The organism is Pseudomonas cremoricolorata DSM 17059 = NBRC 16634, assembly GCF_000425745.1.
Lineage (GTDB): Bacteria > Pseudomonadota > Gammaproteobacteria > Pseudomonadales > Pseudomonadaceae > Aquipseudomonas > Aquipseudomonas cremoricolorata.
In genome coordinates, this window is record NZ_AUEA01000002.1 from 270,267 (window position 1) to 286,278 (window position 16,012).

The 16,012-nt window shown below is 65.1% G+C and carries 17 protein-coding genes; 14 read left to right on the forward strand and 3 right to left on the reverse strand.

Going from position 1 to position 16,012, the window contains the following annotated elements:
* The first annotated feature begins 145 nt into the window (after nt 1-145).
* Nucleotides 146-676 carry an RNA polymerase factor sigma-70 gene (locus H618_RS0103625; protein ID WP_028693770.1) on the forward strand — a complete coding sequence of 177 codons (531 nt, stop codon included), beginning with the start codon at nt 146-148 and terminating at the stop codon, nt 674-676.
* 49 nt (nt 677-725) lie between these two features.
* On the opposite strand, the gene H618_RS0103630 is transcribed toward H618_RS0103625, so the two are convergent.
* Together H618_RS0103630 and H618_RS0103635 are read right to left on the reverse strand one after the other, a co-directional pair.
* Nucleotides 726-1,751 carry a GNAT family N-acetyltransferase gene (locus tag H618_RS0103630; RefSeq protein ID WP_028693771.1) on the reverse strand — a complete coding sequence of 342 codons (1,026 nt, stop codon included), beginning with the start codon at nt 1,749-1,751 and terminating at the stop codon, nt 726-728.
* A 57-nt stretch (nt 1,752-1,808) separates the two neighbouring features.
* A complete protein-coding gene (locus H618_RS0103635) occupies nt 1,809-2,606 on the reverse strand; it encodes a substrate-binding periplasmic protein (RefSeq protein ID WP_081673697.1) in 798 nt (265 codons plus the stop codon).
* A 132-nt stretch (nt 2,607-2,738) separates the two neighbouring features.
* Between H618_RS0103635 and H618_RS0103640 the strand changes: the two genes are divergently transcribed.
* Both H618_RS0103640 and ppnP read left to right on the forward strand, forming a co-directional pair.
* A complete protein-coding gene (locus H618_RS0103640) occupies nt 2,739-3,290 on the forward strand; it encodes a 3'-5' exonuclease (RefSeq protein ID WP_028693773.1) in 552 nt (183 codons plus the stop codon).
* A 77-nt stretch (nt 3,291-3,367) separates the two neighbouring features.
* Complete coding sequence (gene ppnP, locus H618_RS0103645) at nt 3,368-3,652, forward strand: pyrimidine/purine nucleoside phosphorylase (protein WP_028693774.1); 285 nt, start codon at nt 3,368-3,370, stop codon at nt 3,650-3,652.
* A gap of 41 nt (nt 3,653-3,693) precedes the next feature.
* Here ppnP and H618_RS0103650 read toward each other — a convergent pair whose 3' ends face one another.
* Entirely contained in the window at nt 3,694-4,392 is a 699-nt protein-coding gene (locus H618_RS0103650) for an alpha/beta family hydrolase (RefSeq protein ID WP_028693775.1), read from the reverse strand.
* Nucleotides 4,393-4,441: 49 nt separating this feature from the next.
* Between H618_RS0103650 and ccoN (H618_RS0103655) the strand changes: the two genes are divergently transcribed.
* The 11 genes from ccoN (H618_RS0103655) to H618_RS0103705 all read left to right on the forward strand — a co-directional run bounded on the left by ccoN (H618_RS0103655) (nt 4,442) and on the right by H618_RS0103705 (nt 15,960).
* Complete coding sequence (ccoN, locus tag H618_RS0103655) at nt 4,442-5,866, forward strand: cytochrome-c oxidase, cbb3-type subunit I (RefSeq protein WP_028693776.1); 1,425 nt, start codon at nt 4,442-4,444, stop codon at nt 5,864-5,866.
* A 13-nt stretch (nt 5,867-5,879) separates the two neighbouring features.
* Entirely contained in the window at nt 5,880-6,488 is a 609-nt protein-coding gene (gene ccoO, locus H618_RS0103660) for a cytochrome-c oxidase, cbb3-type subunit II (RefSeq protein ID WP_028693777.1), read from the forward strand.
* A 5-nt stretch (nt 6,489-6,493) separates the two neighbouring features.
* On the forward strand, nt 6,494-6,685 hold the full coding sequence (locus H618_RS0103665) for a cbb3-type cytochrome oxidase subunit 3 (protein ID WP_028693778.1): 192 nt from the start codon (nt 6,494-6,496) through the stop codon (nt 6,683-6,685).
* Nucleotides 6,682-7,620 (forward strand): cytochrome-c oxidase, cbb3-type subunit III, encoded by a 939-nt coding sequence (ccoP, locus tag H618_RS0103670; RefSeq protein WP_028693779.1) that lies wholly within the window; start codon nt 6,682-6,684, stop codon nt 7,618-7,620. The genes H618_RS0103665 and ccoP (H618_RS0103670) overlap by 4 nt, the downstream gene beginning before the upstream one ends.
* Nucleotides 7,621-8,023: 403 nt before the next feature.
* On the forward strand, nt 8,024-9,469 hold the full coding sequence (gene ccoN, locus H618_RS0103675; RefSeq protein WP_028693780.1) for a cytochrome-c oxidase, cbb3-type subunit I: 1,446 nt from the start codon (nt 8,024-8,026) through the stop codon (nt 9,467-9,469).
* Nucleotides 9,466-10,074, forward strand: coding sequence for a cytochrome-c oxidase, cbb3-type subunit II (gene ccoO / locus H618_RS0103680; RefSeq protein WP_028693781.1), 609 nt, complete (start codon nt 9,466-9,468; stop codon nt 10,072-10,074). The genes ccoN (H618_RS0103675) and ccoO (H618_RS0103680) overlap by 4 nt, the downstream gene beginning before the upstream one ends.
* Before the next feature lie 4 nt (nt 10,075-10,078).
* Complete coding sequence (locus H618_RS0103685; protein ID WP_028693782.1) at nt 10,079-10,267, forward strand: CcoQ/FixQ family Cbb3-type cytochrome c oxidase assembly chaperone; 189 nt, start codon at nt 10,079-10,081, stop codon at nt 10,265-10,267.
* Nucleotides 10,264-11,247, forward strand: a complete 984-nt coding sequence (gene ccoP / locus H618_RS0103690; RefSeq protein ID WP_028693783.1) for a cytochrome-c oxidase, cbb3-type subunit III — start codon at nt 10,264-10,266, stop codon at nt 11,245-11,247. The genes H618_RS0103685 and ccoP (H618_RS0103690) overlap by 4 nt, the downstream gene beginning before the upstream one ends.
* Before the next feature lie 299 nt (nt 11,248-11,546).
* On the forward strand, nt 11,547-12,959 hold the full coding sequence (gene ccoG / locus H618_RS0103695) for a cytochrome c oxidase accessory protein CcoG (RefSeq protein WP_028693784.1): 1,413 nt from the start codon (nt 11,547-11,549) through the stop codon (nt 12,957-12,959).
* Between the two features lie 11 nt (nt 12,960-12,970).
* Nucleotides 12,971-13,498 (forward strand): FixH family protein, encoded by a 528-nt coding sequence (locus H618_RS0103700; RefSeq protein WP_028693785.1) that lies wholly within the window; start codon nt 12,971-12,973, stop codon nt 13,496-13,498.
* Nucleotides 13,495-15,960: a heavy metal translocating P-type ATPase gene (locus tag H618_RS0103705; protein ID WP_028693786.1), complete on the forward strand. Its 2,466-nt coding sequence runs from the start codon at nt 13,495-13,497 to the stop codon at nt 15,958-15,960. The genes H618_RS0103700 and H618_RS0103705 overlap by 4 nt, the downstream gene beginning before the upstream one ends.
* Nucleotides 15,961-16,012 lie beyond the last annotated feature (52 nt).

The window sequence follows — 16,012 nt, forward strand, 5'->3', positions numbered from 1 at the left end:
GAACGCGAGCGATAGAACGAAAAAGTTAGAAACTAATTAACTTTCGCAATTGACAATCATTATCATCTTGAATAGCGTGTCGACCGTCTTGGGACGCGCCGGATCGATGCCGCGTCCTTCTCCTTCTTGAGACCAGGTGATTTCCATGGCGGAACAACTATCCACAAGTAAGTGCGATTCACCCCTGCTCCAAGCCTTCGTCGACAACCGCAACATTCTGGTGAAGATCGCCGCCCGCATCACCGGCTGCCGCTCGCGCGCCGAAGATGTGGTGCAGGACGCATTCTTCCGCCTGGCGTCGGCACCGCAGATCACCTCGTCGTTCAAGGCCCAGCTCAGCTACCTGTTCCAGATCGTGCGCAACCTGGCCATCGATCACTACCGCAAGCAGGCCATGGAGCAGAAGTACTCCGGCAGCGAGGAAGAAGGCCTCAACGTGGTGCTGCTCAATGCCTCGCCCGAAGCCAGCCACATCAACTTCAGCACCCTTGAACACATCGCCGAAGCGCTCAACGAACTGCCCCAGCGCACCCGCTACGCCTTCGAGATGTACCGCCTGCACGGCGTCCCGCAGAAGGACATCGCCAAGGAACTGGGGGTGTCACCGACGCTGGTCAACTTCATGATCCGCGACGCCCTGATCCACTGCCGCAAGACCGCCAACCGCCAAGGTTGATAACGCCAAGGGCTTGCCCGGCCAGCGCCGGGCGCCCTGCCCGCCCGCCTCACGCCAACTGGCAGCGCTCGAAGAAGCGCTCGCGTCCAAGCACCATCAACGCCGCGCGCTTGTGCGGGAAATCGAATTCCTTGTCGCAGTGAAACCCCTGGCGCTGCATGTACTCGATCATGCGCTGGTTGTCGGCCCGCGGCTCGGCCACCACGCGCTGGGTGCGCGGGTCATCGAGAAACAGGTAATGCACCAGCGCCGACATCCAGCTGGCGACTTTATGCGGCCCGCGCTGGTGCTCTTCGCCGACCAGCATGTGGATGCCGCGGTCGTAGTCGTGCGCGTCATAGAACGGGGCGATGCGGTCTTCCTTGGCCCAATAGGCTTCGAAATAGGCGAACGGCTGGTCATCGAAGCAGCCGATCAGGGTCAGCGCATGGGGATCGGCGGCGAGCCTTGCCAGGTACTGCTGGTGTTGCTCGAGGCTGCCGCCCTCCTGCCAGAAGGCCAGCACCCGCGGGTTGTTCTGCCAACGGTTGAAGCGCGCAAGGTCCTGGTCGATGTCCAGCGTGCGCAGCGACACCCAGGCGCCCAGGCGCGTGTCAAAACGTCGATACACCTCGCCCACGGGCTTGCCTGGCCGGCGCGGATGGCGCTTGCCCTCGCTCATCAGCATCTGCTGGGGAAACGCCGGGCATTGCGCAGCGCCCAGCCAGGGCTGCGGCAATTGCCAGAACAGCGCGCGCTCGCACAGCAGCAGTTCTGCCTGCTCGGTTGCAAGCAGCAAGCCACTGTCGAGCGCCGCCGCCAGGCCCGGCCCGCCGCTGGCCGGCTGGCGCCAGAGCAGACGCTGGCACTGCACATCGCTTGCGAACATCCAGTAGCAGGCCGCCCACAGCGCGTGCTGAGCGCGCTCGTGGCACAGTTCCAGCACCTGCAATTGCGGGATGTCGCCCGGCAACACGCGCAGCTCGATCAGCGCCCGGCCCTCCCAGCTCAGGCTCAGCCGATCGTGCTGCAAGCGCCCTTGCAGGCTGCGCCAACGGGGCGGGTGAAGTGACAGCGACGGGTCGGTGGCAGGCATGCTCGAGGCTCGACAGGAAAAGGACACCTTGCAGAAACGTCGCCAGCGCCCGGGAATTTAAGGCCTGGGGAGCACGGCGATCCGATACGGGGCGAAGATGCGCGTGAGTTCGCCCTCGGCGCGCAGGCGCTCGAGCAACTCGGCGAACTGCGCCGCGCTGATCGGCGCGGCCGGGCGCAGCAAGGCGTAGTGCCGATACACCTGATCGACCCGCTCGGACACCAGCAGGCGCGCGGCGCTGCGCGGGTGGCGCGCCAGGTAGTCGCTCAGGTACGAGCGCGACACCAGGGCGACATCGACCCGCCCGCGCTCGACCATCGCCAGGTTGCTCTCGTGGGAATAGCTGAGGTTGGCGTTGAAGTGTTGCAGCAGGTAGCGCCGCTCGGCGTTGAAGCCGGCGAACGCGTAGTGATAACCGCTGAACAGCGCCAGGCGCTTGTCGGCCAGGGTGTCGAAGTAGCCCTGAGTGCGCCCGGGCAGTTGCCGGGCGACGAACACCTCGGCGTCTTCCAGGGCCATGTCGACGCGCTGGTGGGCGATCTCCTGCCAGCCCCAGGCCGGGTTTTCGAAGATCGCGAGGTCTGTGCGACCTTGCTGCAAGTCGGCGAAGCGCCGTGGGATCGAGGTGGGGACCAGAATGAAGCGGAAGCGCTGCTGGCACTGGTTGAGTGACTGCGCCAGCTGTTGCAGCAGGCCGCTGTCGGCGCCGCGCTCGGGGTGCTGAGTGTAGGGCGGGAAATGCGCCGCGCCGATGCGCACCTCGACGGCCTCGTCTGCCCAGGCAGCGCCGAGCACCCAGAACAGGGCGAACGATACGCAATGCAGCGCGGTCTTTACTCGGGACGATGAACTCAAGCTGAAGCACTCAACGCGATGATCGGAAGCACAGGCTCCCACGCTAGGCGCTTTGTCGTCGCCGCACAACACTACCAAGGCCTTGTCTGCCGACCTTGTCTACGCTGTAGCGATTATTCAAAGGAGCCTGCCATGGGCCATTGGTTGGTCATCGACCTGGAGGCCACCACCGACGAAGGTGGCTGGCCGGTCACGGATATGGAAATCATCGAGATCGGCGCCACCCTGGTCACCCGCGAAGGGCGCGAGGTCGATCACTTCCAGCGCTTCGTGCGCCCCAGGCGGCGTCCGCAATTGACGCCGTTCTGCCGCCAGCTGACCCACATCAGCCAGGCCAGTGTCGACGGCGCCGCACCGTTCGATCAGGTGTGGGCAGCCTTCGAACCGTGGCTGGCGCAGCACGCCGCACGCTTGCAGGCGTGGGTCAGCTGGGGTGACTACGATCGTCAGCAGCTGCTGCAGGAATGGCGCCTGCATGCGATTCACAGCGTGCTCACCGAGCGTCCGCACATCAACCTCAAGCAGCGCTTCGCCAAGGCCCGACAGTTGCAGCGGCCGATGGGCCTCAATGGTGCGCTGCACCTGGCAGGCCTGCAGTTCAGCGGCCAGCAGCACCGCGCCCTGGAAGATGCGCGCAATACCGCACGCCTGCTGCCGTTGAGCCTGCCGATGCAGGGTGCCTGAAAGCAGATGACGCTGGCAGGCGCCTTGGGCATACTGGCGGGCCGATTTTTCCTACCCCCTCTTCCAGGAGTCGCCCCATGTTCAAGGTCAACGAGTACTTCGATGGCACCGTCAAGTCGATCGCCTTCGAAAGCGCCAGTGGTCCTGCCACTGTCGGCGTCATGGCGGCGGGCGAATACGAATTCGGCACCGCCAAGCGCGAAATCATGCACGTGGTGTCCGGCGCACTGACCGTCAAGCTGCCAGGCGCCGACAGCTGGGAAACCTTCGAGGCAGGCAGCCAGTTCCAGGTCGCCGCCGACAGCAAGTTCCAGCTGCAGGTCAAGGTCGATACCGCCTACCTGTGCGAATACGTCGACTGATCGCTGCACCGCGGGGGCACCTCGACGCCCCCGCCCTGTCGCTACGGCAAGCCTCGCAAGAATGCCGCCACCCGCTCTGCCGCCCGCTGCAAATGCCCTTCATGGGTAAAGCCTGACGCTTTCAGCGGTTTGAGGTCGTGATCGGCTGCCTGCAACCAGCACAGCTCGATGGCCGGCGCCAGGGTATAGCCTTCGACGGCCTGGCGGTTGCCCAGCGCGTCACGCTCCCCCTGGATGATCAGGCTGCGCGTGTGCAGCGTCGCCAGATGCTCGGTGCGCGGTTTTTCCGGCTTGCCTGCGGCATAGAACGGGTAGCCCAGGCACACCAGCGCGTCAGCGTCCAGTTCATCGACCAGCAAACTGGCCATGCGCCCGCCCATCGACTTGCCGCCGACGGCCAGACGGCCTGCGACCAATGGTCGCACCTGCTGATACACCTCTCGCCAGTGTTGCAGCAGAACCTTCTGCGTATTGGGCGGTCGCCTGCCGCCGTCGACACGCCGCTGGGCCATGTAGGGGAACTCGAAGCGCAGCACCGCCACCCCTTGCCCTGCCAGCCTTAGCGCCATGCTCTGCATGAACGTGCTGTCCATCGGCGCGCCTGCGCCGTGGGCCAGAATCAGCGCCCCGGCAAACTCGCCGCAGCCCTGTAACGGCGGGACATCGCAGCGCCAGCCTGGGACTTTTCCGATCTGCGCCCATTGATCCCAGTCAATACCGGCCAATTGCCCATCTTCCATCCTTCCCTCGCTGTTTAGCCTGCCTATAACCGTGGATGGGAACCCATACATGAACACAACCCTCAGAGCCGCCTACAACTACAAGGTGGTCCGCCAATTCTCCATCATGACGGTGGTGTGGGGCATCGTCGGGATGGGGCTCGGCGTCTTCATCGCCGCCCAGCTCGTCTGGCCTGCCCTGAACTTCGACCTGCCGTGGACCAGCTTCGGCCGCCTGCGACCGCTGCACACCAACGCCGTGATCTTCGCCTTCGGCGGTTGCGCGCTGTTCGCCACCTCCTACTACTCGGTGCAACGCACCTGCCAGACCACCCTGTTCGCGCCGCAACTGGCCGCGTTCACCTTCTGGGGCTGGCAGCTGGTGATTCTTCTGGCGGCGATCTCGCTGCCGCTTGGCTACACCAGCTCCAAGGAATACGCCGAGCTGGAATGGCCGATCGACATCCTCATCACCATCGTCTGGGTGGCCTACGCCATCGTCTTCTTCGGCACCCTGATGAAACGCAACACCAAGCACATCTACGTGGGCAACTGGTTCTTCGGCGCGTTCATCCTCACCGTGGCGATTCTGCATATCGTCAACAACCTGGAAGTGCCGGTGAGCCTGACCAAGTCGTACTCGGTGTACGCCGGCGCCACCGATGCCATGGTGCAGTGGTGGTACGGCCACAACGCCGTAGGCTTCTTCCTCACCGCAGGCTTCCTGGGGATGATGTACTACTACGTGCCCAAGCAGGCCGAGCGGCCGGTGTATTCGTATCGCCTGTCGATCGTGCACTTCTGGGCACTGATCACCCTGTACATCTGGGCAGGCCCTCACCACCTGCACTACACCGCCCTGCCCGACTGGGCGCAATCGCTGGGCATGGTGATGTCGCTGGTGCTGCTGGCGCCAAGCTGGGGCGGCATGATCAACGGCATGATGACCCTCTCCGGGGCCTGGCACAAACTGCGCAGCGACCCGATCTTGCGCTTCCTCGTCGTGTCGCTGGCCTTCTACGGCATGTCGACCTTCGAAGGCCCGATGATGGCCATCAAGACCGTCAACGCGCTTTCCCACTACACCGACTGGACCATCGGCCACGTACACGCCGGTGCGCTGGGCTGGGTGGCGATGATCTCCATCGGCGCCATGTACCACACCATCCCCAAGGTGTTCGGCAAAGAGCGCATGTACAGCATCGGCCTGATCAACGCGCACTTCTGGCTGGCGACCATCGGCACCGTGCTGTACATCGCCTCGATGTGGGTCAACGGCATCGCCCAGGGCCTGATGTGGCGCGCGGTCAACAGCGACGGCACGCTGACCTACTCGTTCGTGGAGACCCTGGTCGCCAGCCACCCTGGCTTCATCGTGCGCTTCATCGGTGGTGCGATCTTCCTCACCGGCATGCTGCTGATGGCCTGGAACACCTGGCGCACCGTGCGCGCCCCGGCCAGTGCAGCCGCCACCGCCAACGCCCAGCTGGCCTGAGGAGAACCGCCTGATGAAACACGAAGCCATTGAAAAGAACGTTGGCCTGCTGGCCCTGCTGATGGTGCTCGCCGTGAGCGTCGGCGGCCTGACGCAGATCGTCCCGCTGTTCTTCCAGGACGTCACCAACACCCCGGTCGAAGGCATGAAGCCCTACACCGCGCTGCAACTCGAAGGCCGCGACATCTACATCCGCGAAGGCTGCGTCGGCTGCCACTCGCAGATGATTCGTCCGTTCCGCGCCGAGACCGAGCGCTACGGCCACTACTCGGTGGCCGGTGAGAGCGTCTGGGACCACCCCTTCCTGTGGGGCTCCAAGCGCACCGGGCCGGACCTGGCCCGGGTCGGCAAGCGCTACTCGGACGACTGGCACCGCGCGCACTTGTACAACCCGCGCAACGTGGTGCCGGAATCGAAGATGCCGGCCTACCCGTGGCTGGTCGAGAACACCTTGGACGGCCGCGACACGGCGAAAAAGCTCGAAGTCATGCGCAGCCTCGGCGTGCCCTACACCGATGCCGACATCGCCGGCGCCCGCGACGCGGTCAAGGGCAAGAGCGAAATGGACGCCTTGGTGGACTACCTGCAAGTGCTCGGCACTGCGATCAAGAACAAGAGGTAATCGCGATGGAACTGGACATCGGCATGATCCGCGGCCTCGGCACCCTGGTGGTGATGATCGCGTTCATCGGCCTCACCCTGTGGGTGTTCAACCGTCGCCGCGACCGTGATTTCGCCGAGGCGCGCCTGCTGCCCTTCGGCGACGACAACCTGCCCCCTGAGGTGCAGGAGCCTGCCATGAGGAGTAACGGGCAATGACCACTTTCTGGAGTACGTACATCAGCGTACTGACCTTGGGCAGCCTGATCGGCCTGACCTGGTTGCTGCTCTCGACCCGCAAGGGCCAGAGCGACACCACCGATCAGACCATGGGCCACAGCTTCGACGGCATCGAGGAGTACGACAATCCGCTGCCCAAGTGGTGGTTCTGGCTGTTCGTCGGCACCCTGGTGTTCGCGGTGGGTTATCTGATCCTCTACCCCGGCCTCGGCAACTTCAAAGGCCTGTTGCCTGGCTACAAGGACGGCTGGACCGGCGTCAACGAATGGCAGAAGGAGATGGACAAGGCTGATGCCAGGTTCGGGCCGCTGTTCGCCAAGTACGCCGCGATGCCGGTTGAAGAGGTGGCCAAGGACGAACAGGCGTTGAAGATGGGCGCTCGCCTGTTCGCCTCCAACTGCTCGGTGTGCCACGGCTCGGACGCCAAGGGTTCGTACGGTTTCCCCAACCTCACCGACCACAGCTGGCGCTGGGGCGGCGAGGCAGAGACCATCAAGGCTTCGATCATGAACGGCCGTACCGGTGTCATGCCGCCTTGGGCCGAGACCATCGGCGAGCAGGGCGTGGCGGATGTCTCGGCCTTCGTGCTGACCCAGCTGGCTGGCCGCAGCCTGCCGGACACCGCCAAGGTCGATGTCGCCAAGGGCAAGGAGATCTTCGCCAGCACCTGCGTGGCCTGCCACGGTGCGCAAGGCAAAGGAACGCCGATGCTCGGTGCACCCGACCTGACCGAGCCGCAGGCATTCATCTACGGCTCGAGCTTCGCTCAGCTGCAGCAGACCATCCGTTACGGCCGTACGGGCGTGATGCCGGCCCAGCACGACATCCAGGGCAACGACAAGGTGCACCTGCTGGCCGCCTATGTGTACAGCCTGTCGCAACCTGAACAGGACGAAGCGACCAGCGCCCGCTGAGTCCGCTGCACGTCGTTCGCGGGTGCACCGGAACACCGGTTCACCCGCGAAGTGTTTCAAGCCATGAACGCTCCGCTTCTGGCATCCCCGCACCACCCCTTCCCTGCGCTTGCTGCCCCTGTGCGACTTTGGCCTCGGTCGCCTAGCGCTTTCGCACGCCTGTCGATTCACCGCGGGCGGAAATAAAACACTGACCGTTCGATCAGAAAAAACAGAGAAACGGTACACATAACAACTATTTGTTTGTGTACACTCACCAGCACCCCGCACCCGTGCAGTCGTTCTGGGTGGGGGTCGGGACACGGGTCGGTGCCAGTGAGCGTGCGTTGCCAGAAGCCGATGGGTTTCTGATACTGGCGGCGATTTTCGACCAACAAGAACATCAATACCGTGGAACCTTGCCATGAGCACTGCACCTGCAACGACCGCCTATAACTACCGGGTCGTGCGCCAGTTCGCCATCATGACCGTGGTCTGGGGCATCCTGGGCATGGGCCTGGGCGTCTTCATCGCCTCGCAGCTGGTCTGGCCCCAGCTCAACTTCGACCTGCCCTGGCTGAGCTTCGGCCGCCTGCGCCCGTTGCACACCAACCTGGTGATCTTCGCCTTCGGCGGATGCGCGTTGTTCGGCACCAGCTACTACGTGGTGCAGCGCACCTGCCAGACCCGGCTGGTGTCCGATGGCCTGGCCGCGTTCACCTTCTGGGGCTGGCAGGCGGTGATTCTCGGCGCGCTCATCACCCTGCCGCTGGGCTACACCACCAGCAAGGAATACGCCGAACTGGAGCTGCCCATCGCCGTGCTGCTGGCTATCGTCTGGGTCAGCTATGCGCTGGTGTTCTTCGGCACGCTGGTCAAGCGCAAGACCCGGCACATCTATGTCGGCAACTGGTTCTACGGGGCGTTCATCCTGGTCACGGCGATGCTGCACATCGTCAACCACGCGTCCTTGCCGGTGAGCTGGTTCAAGTCGTATTCAGCCTATGCCGGCGCCACCGACGCGATGATCCAGTGGTGGTACGGGCACAACGCGGTGGGCTTTTTCCTCACCACCGGTTTTCTCGGGATGATGTACTACTTCGTGCCCAAGCAGGCCGAGCGGCCGATCTATTCCTACCGGCTGTCGATCGTGCATTTCTGGGCGCTGATCACCCTGTACATCTGGGCAGGCCCGCACCACCTGCACTACACCGCCCTGCCCGACTGGGCGCAGTCGCTGGGTATGGTCATGTCGATCATCCTTCTGGCGCCGAGCTGGGGCGGCATGATCAACGGCATGATGACCCTCTCCGGGGCCTGGCATAAGCTGCGCACCGACCCGATCCTGCGTTTTCTGGTGGTTTCGCTGGCCTTCTACGGCATGTCGACCTTCGAAGGCCCGATGATGGCGATCAAGACCGTCAACGCGCTTTCCCATTACACCGACTGGACCATCGGCCACGTGCATGCCGGCGCCCTGGGCTGGGTGGCGATGATTTCCATCGGCTCGGTCTATCACATGCTGCCGCGCCTGTATGGCCGCGAGCAGATGCACAGCGTCGGGCTGATCAACGCGCACTTCTGGCTGGCGACCATCGGCACCGTGCTGTACATCGCCTCGATGTGGGTCAACGGCATCACCCAGGGCCTGATGTGGCGGGCGGTCAACGACGACGGCACCCTCACCTATTCGTTCGTCGAATCCTTGCAGGCCAGCCATGCGGGCTACATCGTCCGCGCCCTGGGTGGGGCGATCTTCGCCTCGGGCATGCTGCTGATGGCCTGGAACACCTGGCGCACCGTGCGCGCCGCCAACCCGGCGCAGGCCGCTGATGCCGCGAACATCGTCACCGTGGGGGCGCAGCGATGAAACACGAAGTGCTGGAGAAGAACGTCGGCCTGCTGGCCTTGTTCATGGTCATCGCCGTGAGCATTGGCGGGCTGACGCAGATCGTCCCGCTGTTCTTTCAGGACGTCACCAACCTGCCGGTCGAGGGCATGAAGCCGCGCACGGCGCTGGAAGTCGAAGGCCGCGATATCTACATCCGCGAGGGCTGCGTCGGCTGCCACTCGCAGATGATCCGCCCGTTCCGCGCCGAGACCGAGCGCTACGGGCACTATTCGGTGGCCGGCGAAAGCGTCTGGGATCACCCCTTCCTCTGGGGCTCGAAACGCACCGGGCCCGACCTTGCTCGAGTGGGCGGGCGCTACTCCGACGACTGGCACCGCGCGCACCTGTACAACCCGCGCAACGTGGTGCCGGAATCGAAGATGCCGGCCTACCCGTGGCTGGTCGAGAACACCTTGGACGGCCGCGACACGGCGAAAAAACTTGAGGTGCTGCGCACCCTCGGCGTGCCCTACAGCGACGCCGACATTGCCGGCGCGGCTGCGGCAGTCAAGGGCAAGACCGAAATGGACGCCCTGGTGGCCTACCTGCAAGGCCTGGGCACGCTGATCAAGAGCAAACGGTGACGCTATGGATATCGGAATGATTCGTGGCCTGGGCACCGTGGTGGTGCTGGTGGCCTTCATCGGCCTGGCCCTGTGGGTGTTCAGCCCCAAGCGCAAGAAAGACTTCGACGAGGCCACCCGCCTGCCCTTCGCTGACGACGACCAGGCCCGCGAGCGCAAGGCTCAGGACGGTTCGAGGAGTGACCAGCCATGAGCACCGTCTGGAGCCTGTACATCACCGTGCTGACCCTCGGCACCCTCATCGCCCTGACCTGGCTGCTGCTCTCGACACGCAAGGGCCAGCGCGGCGATACCACCGAGGAGACCGTCGGGCATGCCTTCGACGGCATCGAGGAATACGACAACCCGCTGCCCAAATGGTGGTTCTGGCTGTTCATCGCCACCTTGCTGTTCGCCGTCGGCTACCTGGCGCTGTACCCGGGGCTGGGCAAATGGCGTGGCCTGCTGCCCGGCTACAACTACCTGGATAACGCCGGCAAAACCGAGTTCGCCAGCGGCGAGCGAGGCTGGACCGGCGTACACGAGTGGGAAAAGGAAATGGCCCGTGCCGAGGCGCGCTACGGCCCGCTGTTCGCCCGCTACGCGGCGATGCCGGTGGCCGAGGTGGCCAAGGATCCCAAGGCGCTGAAGATGGGCGGCCGACTGTTCGCCTCCAACTGCGCGGTGTGTCACGGCTCGGATGCCAAGGGCGCCTATGGCTTTCCCAACCTCACCGACGACGTCTGGCGCTGGGGTGGCGAGCCGGACACCATCAAGGCCAGCATCATGAACGGCCGTATGGGGGTGATGCCCGGCTGGGCTCAGATGCTCGGCGAGCAAGGCGTGGCCGATGTCTCGGCGTTCGTGCTCAAGGAACTGGCCGGCCGCCCCCTGCCGGGCGACAGCAAGGCCAACGTCGACAACGGCCGCACGCTGTTCGCGACCACTTGCGTGGCCTGCCACGGTGCCCAGGGCAAAGGTACGCCGATCATGGGCGCGCCTGACCTGACCCGCCCTGAGGCGTTCATCTACGGTTCGAGCTTCGCCCAGTTGCAGCAGACCATCCGTTACGGACGCAAGGGTGAGATGCCGGCCCAGGCGCAATTGCAGGGCAACGACCGTGTGCATCTGCTTGCGGCCTACGTCTACAGCCTGTCGCACCCGACCCCGGAGGCCAGCGAGCAAGGGCAATGAGACGCGTGTCCAGGGCTGCGCCGCTGTTGCCGCCGGTAGCTGATCCGGCTGATCTGGCGGCTTCCTGACCTGGGTCAATTGACATCCGCCATATCACGATAAAAGGCTAATCCCAATGCGACTAAAGGTCGCAGCGCCGTCATCCACCGTCATCGCGGGAGTATCATGGCGCCCCAGGAGTTGTACGAAAAGTCGCCGGCAGCGCACCGGACTTTGACCTCGAACTCCGCGCACGCGATTTCGACCGCGGCTGGCAGGTACCGGCCGCGGCACCCATTCCACCGCCGTGGGACACGATGATGAGCAAGCAGATTCCAGTACAGGACGTCACCCCACCTGCCAAGGGGACGGTCTCGGTCGACCTCTACGCTTCACGGGAAAAAATCTACACCCGAGCCTTCACCGGCCTGTTCCGCCGTCTGCGCATGGTCGCCGGCGCAGGCCTGTTCCTGCTCTACTTCGGCACCGTGTGGCTGAACTGGGGCGGCCACCAGGCGGTGTGGTGGAACCTGCCCGAGCGCAAGTTCTACATCTTCGGCACCACCATCTGGCCGCAGGATTTCATCCTGCTGTCGGGCATCCTCATCGTCGCCGCCTTCGGCCTGTTCTTCATCACCGTGTACGCCGGCCGGGTGTGGTGTGGCTACACCTGCCCGCAGAGCGTGTGGACGTGGATCTTCATGTGGTGCGAAAAGGTCACCGAGGGCGACCGCAACCAGCGCATCAAGCTCGACAAGGCCCCGATGAGCGCCAACAAGCTGCTGCGCAAGTCGGCCAAGCACAGCCTGTGGCTGCTGATCGGCTTCGTCACCGGCCTGACCTTCGTCGGCTACTTCTCGCCCATCCGTGACCTGGTGTTCGAACTGTTCACCGGCCAGGCCGATGGCTGGGCGTACTTCTGGGTCGGCTTCTTCACCCTCGCCACCTACGGCAACGCCGGCTGGCTGCGCGAACAGGTATGCGTGCACATGTGCCCGTACTCGCGCTTCCAGAGCGTGATGTTCGACAAGGACACGCTGATCGTTTCCTACGACCCGCGTCGCGGTGAAGCCCGCGGCCCGCGCAAGAAGGGCAGCGACTATCAAGCCCAGGGCCTGGGCGAATGCATCGACTGCACCCTGTGCGTGCAGGTCTGCCCCACCGGCATCGACATCCGCGACGGCCTGCAGATCGACTGCATCGGTTGCGCCGCGTGCATCGATGCCTGTGACAACGTGATGGAAAAGATGAACTACCCCAAGGGGCTGGTCAGCTACACCACCGAACACAACCTGTCCGGCCAGCGCACGCAGATGCTGCGCCCACGCCTGATCGGCTACGCCGCGGTACTGCTGGTGATGATCGGCGCCCTGGCTACCGCCTTCGCCCTGCGTCCACTGGTGGGCCTGGACGTCAGCAAGGACCGCGTGCTGTACCGCGAGAACGCCCAGGGGCGAATCGAGAACGTCTACAGCCTCAAGGTCATGAACAAGGACCAGCACGACCACGTGTATGTACTCGATGCCAGTGGCCTGCCTGACCTGCGCCTGGAAGGCCGGCAGGAAATCGCCGTCGCCGCGGGCGATATCGTCAGCCTGCCGGTGCAGTTGTCGGTGGCCCCCGAGGCGCTGCCTTCGACCACCAACGAAATCACCTTCACCCTCAAGAGCGCCGACGACAGCGACACGCAGATCCACGCCCAGAGCCGCTTCATCGGCCCAGCCATTCGTTAAGGGAACCCGCTATGCCCGCTACAGCCGCCAGCCCCTGGTACAAGCACCTCTGGCCGTGGATCCTGATTGGCATCCTCACCTGCTCGGTATCGCTGAGCCTGACCATGGTCAGCATCGCCGTGAACAACCCGGACGACCTGGTCAACGACAACTACTACGAGGCTGGCAAAGGCATCAACCGCTCGCTGGACCGCGAGCTGCTGGCCCAGTCGCTGAACCTCAAGGCCGCTTTCGAGCTCGACGAGCTGACCGGTGAAGTGGCCCTGCGCCTGAACGGCGAAAGCGACCCGCAGAGCCTTGAGATGAACCTGATCTCGCCGACCCAGCCGGAGCGCGACCGCAAGGTGCAGCTCAACCGGGTTGCGCCGGGGCGATATGTGGGGCAGCTGGACGATCAGGTCGAGGGCCGTCGCTTCGTCGAACTGCTCGGCCAGCAGGATGGCAAGGTCTGGCGCCTGTTCGAGGAAGAAGACGTCGCCCACGGTGTGACCCTGGAGCTGGGCGACGAAGCCTTGCAAGGCGCCGAGCAACGCCCATGAGTGAACCTGCCGGCGCGCCAGTCGCCTGCTACCACTGCGCCTTGCCGGTGCCTGCCGGCGCACGCTTCAGTGCCGCTGTTCTGGGTGAGCCGCGGCTGTTCTGCTGCCCCGGCTGCCAGGCGGTGGCCGAGTCGATCGTCGCCGGCGGTCTTGAGCACTACTACCAGCACCGCAGCCAGAGCAGCGCCAACCCCCAGGCGCTGGCGCAACAGTTGCAGGATGAACTTGGCCTGTTCGACCGCGCCGACGTGCAACGCGGCTTCGTCAGCCACAGCGGCGAGCTGGCCGAGGCCACGCTGATGGTCGAGGGCATCAGTTGCGCCGCCTGCGGCTGGCTGATCGAAAAACGCCTGCGCCAGTTGCCGGGAGTGGCCGAGGCGCAGTTGAACCTGTCCAGCCATCGCCTGCGGATCAGCTGGGCCGATGCCGAACTGCCGCTGTCGCAGGTGCTTGGCGAACTGCGGCGCATCGGTTACGCCGCCCACCCCTATCAACCGGACCAGGCCAGCGAACGCCTGGCCGCAGAAAACCGCAGCGCCTTGCGGCGCCTGGGCGTCGCTGGGCTGCTATGGTTCCAGGCGATGATGGCGACCATGGCCACCTGGCCGGAATTCAACGCCGACCTTTCCCCTGAACTGCACACCATCCTGCGCTGGGTGGCGCTGTTTCTGACCACACCGATCGTCTTCTACAGCTGCGCGCCGTTCTTCAAGGGCGCTGCCCGTGACCTGCGCACCGGCCAGTTGACCATGGACGTTTCAGTGTCGCTGGCCATCGGCCTGGCCTTCGCCGCCGGCATCTGGACCGCGATAACCGGCAGTGGCGAGCTGTATTTCGACACCGTGGGCATGTTCGCGCTGTTTCTGCTCACCGGCCGCTACCTGGAACGTCGCGCGCGGCAGCGCACTGCAGCGGCCACCGCGCAGCTGGTCAACCTGCTGCCGGCCTCGTGCCTGCGCCTGACCGCCGACGGCGAGGCGCAGCGGGTGTTGCTCAGCGAAGTGCAGGTCGGCGAACGCCTGCAGGTGCTGCCAGGGGCGGTGATTCCGGCCGATGGACGCATCGTCGAGGGCTGCTCGAGCGTCGACGAATCGCTGCTCACCGGCGAATACCTGCCGCTGCCGCGACGCCAGGGCGAGCGTGTCACTGGCGGCACGCTGAATGTGGAAAGCAGCCTGGTCATCGAGGTCGAGGCGCTCGGCCAGGCCACCCGCTTGTCGGCCATCGTGCGCCTGCTGGAACGCGCCCAGGCGGAAAAGCCGCGCCTGGCGCGCCTGGCCGACCGCGCCGCGCGGTTGTTTCTGCTGTGCTCGCTGATTGGTGCACTGGTGATCGGCGCGCTGTGGTGGCAGCTGGATGCCAGCCGCGCGTTCTGGATCGTTCTGGCCATGCTGGTGGCGACCTGCCCGTGCGCGCTGTCGCTGGCCACACCGACGGCGCTGACCGCGGCCACCGGCACGCTGCATCGACTCGGCCTGCTGGTGACCCGCGGGCATGTGCTGGAAGGGCTGAACCAGATCGACACGGTGGTGCTGGACAAGACCGGCACCCTCACCGAAGGCCGCCTGACCTTGCGCAGCATTCGCCCGCTGGCCGCCCTCGACAGCGATCAATGCCTGGCCTTGGCCGCGGCACTGGAAACCCGCTCCGAGCACCCGATCGCCCGCGCCTTCGGCCACGCTGCGCAGCCCGCCGAGGCGGTGCAGAGCACCCCAGGGCTGGGCCTGCAAGGCGAGCTTGCGGGGCGGCGCCTGCGCATCGGCCAGGCGGCGTTCGTCTGCGCCCTGAGCGGCGCCGACGTGCCCCCGACGCCAAGCGCCAGCGGGCAATGGCTGCTGCTCGGCGATCAGCACGGCGCACTGGCCTGGTTCGGCCTGGACGACCGCCTGCGTGACGATGCCCCAGCCCTGCTCGCCGCCTGCAAGGCGCGCGGCTGGCGCACCGTGCTGCTGTCGGGCGACAGCTCACCGATGGTCGCCGAAGTGGCCGCGCAACTGGGCATCGACCAGGCCATTGGCGGCCTGCGCCCCGACGACAAGCTGGCCCGGCTCAAAGCGCTGCAAAATGACGGGCATAAAGTGCTGATGCTCGGCGACGGGGTCAACGATGTGCCGGTGCTGGCGGCGGCAGACATCAGCATCGCCATGGGCAGCGCCACTGATCTTGCCAAGACCAACGCCGACGCGGTGCTGCTGTCGAACCGCCTCGACGCCCTGGTGCAGGCCTTCGAACTGGCCCGCCGCACCCGGCGCAACATCGTGCAGAACCTGCTCTGGGCCACTCTCTACAACGGCCTGATGCTACCCTTCGCGGCGCTGGGCTGGATTACCCCGGTGTGGGCCGCCATCGGCATGTCGCTGAGTTCGCTGATCGTGGTGCTCAACGCCTTGCGCCTGAGCCGCTCGACGCCCCAGCCTGCCGTGCCGGCGGCGACCCCGATGCCACTGGCGGTGGCCCCATGAGCCGTCCGTGGCGGGCGACCGCTTCACCCTTCTACTTGCGAGCCTGCCGACC